The 1,756-nt window shown below is 40.2% G+C and carries 1 protein-coding gene; it reads left to right on the top strand.

Annotated features, from left to right (window positions below; translation table 11 throughout):
• The coding region (locus HMPREF9708_RS08375) for a Spy0128 family protein (RefSeq protein WP_006308632.1) at positions 1 to 1,756 on the top strand (1,756 nt) is incomplete at both ends.

Here is a 1,756-nt window from a genome sequence, read left to right as displayed (position 1 = left end):
CATACTGAAACGGTGACCAACGTTGGAGGTAACATTACCTTCGCCCCAATTAGCTATGAAAAAGCTGGTACTTACACCTATACAATCACTGAAACAAAAGGTGAATTACCAGGTATCACCTATGATGAAACACCAGTTAATGTGACCGTAGTTGTAACCGATAAGGAAGGCAAGTTAGAGACAGCTGTTACCTATGAAAATGAGGACAGTCAATTCGAAAATGCCTATACCGCAACTCCAGGTGAAGCAAACATCACAGCAACCAAAGTCATAACAGGACGTGAATTAGCGGATGGTGAGTTCGAGTTCGTCTTAACTGAGACCACAGAGGGAGTCGAAAAACCCCATACTGAAACGGTAACCAACGTTGGGGAAAACATTACCTTTGCACCGATTACTTATGATAAAGCTGGCACTTACACCTATACGATCACTGAAACAAAAGGTGAACTACCAGGCGTCACTTATGATGAAACACCTGTGAATGTGACGGTAGTCGTAATAGATAAGGAAGGCAAGTTAGAGACAGCTGTTACTTATGAAAATGGGGACAGTCAATTTGAGAACACTTATAAACCAGCTGATGGGGCGTTAGTTTTAGAAGTAAGCAAAGTCTTAACGGGTCGAGAAATAAAAGACGGTGAATTCTCATTTGAATTAATTAATGCAGAGGGTCAAGTAATCCACACTGTATCAAACGAAGCTGGTAAAGTCATATTCCCTGCGATTACCTTAAGTAAAACAGGAGAGTTTAGATACACGATTAAAGAAGTCCATGGATCTGATAGTACGGTTAAATATGATGATTCTACTATCTCAGCAACATTCCAAGTTTCGGATCAAGAAGGAAAATTAGTCGCCAGCGAAGTCGTTTATTCGCCCGATGCAGTGTTTGAAAATATTGTAGAAGAAACAACCACCACAGAGGAATCAACTTCTACAACAATCACTGAAATATCCACAACGACTACAGAAGAACCTACGACAACAACCGAAGCGCCTAAACCAGATTTGTATGATGTTTCAATTAAGAAAGTTGATCAATACGGTCAAGCGGTTGAAGGGGTAATTTTTGAGTTGTATCAAGTCACTCAAACAACGGTAGAAGAGACATCAGACTCTTCTGCAGTGCCCGATGAACCAGTATCCGTTGACACTTCAATAATCGATAAGGAAATTGAAGATTTACGCGCGCAGATTGTTGAATTACAGAATCAAAGAGCGATATTAGAAGCGGAACACGAAACAGCGATTCAATCTGAATCAAGTGAACCGTTTGATAGTGAACACCTAATCACAATCGAAAGTTTAAAGACACAAATTGCTACATTAGAAGAACAATTGGAAGAAAAACTAGCTGAAAAATCTGCTCTGATGATAAATACGACAGCTGAAGAATTCGATGAAAGTGGATTGATGAAGGTAGGCGATCTTGTTGAAGAAGTGAAGGTCGGGACTTATATAACAGATGAAAGTGGATTGATACAAGTAAGCGATCTTGTTGAAGGAGATTATTACTTTGTTGAAATCGCAGCACCAGCTGGCTATGAATTTACCAATAAACCGTATTACTTTAACCTACCGAATGACCAGTCACTATTGATCACCATCGAAAATTGCAATAACAACACTACAAGTGTCGAGGATACTACAACAACAGCAAGCACGACGACCGTTGAGGATACTACAACAACCTTAAGCACGACGACCGTTGAGGATACTACAACAACCTTAAGCACGACGACCGTTGAGGATA

The organism is Facklamia languida CCUG 37842 (genome assembly GCF_000245795.1).
Classification (GTDB): Bacteria; Bacillota; Bacilli; order Lactobacillales; family Aerococcaceae; genus Facklamia; species Facklamia languida.
Note: the sequence above shows the minus strand (reverse complement) of the source record. Positions and strands in the feature narration are given on the sequence as shown.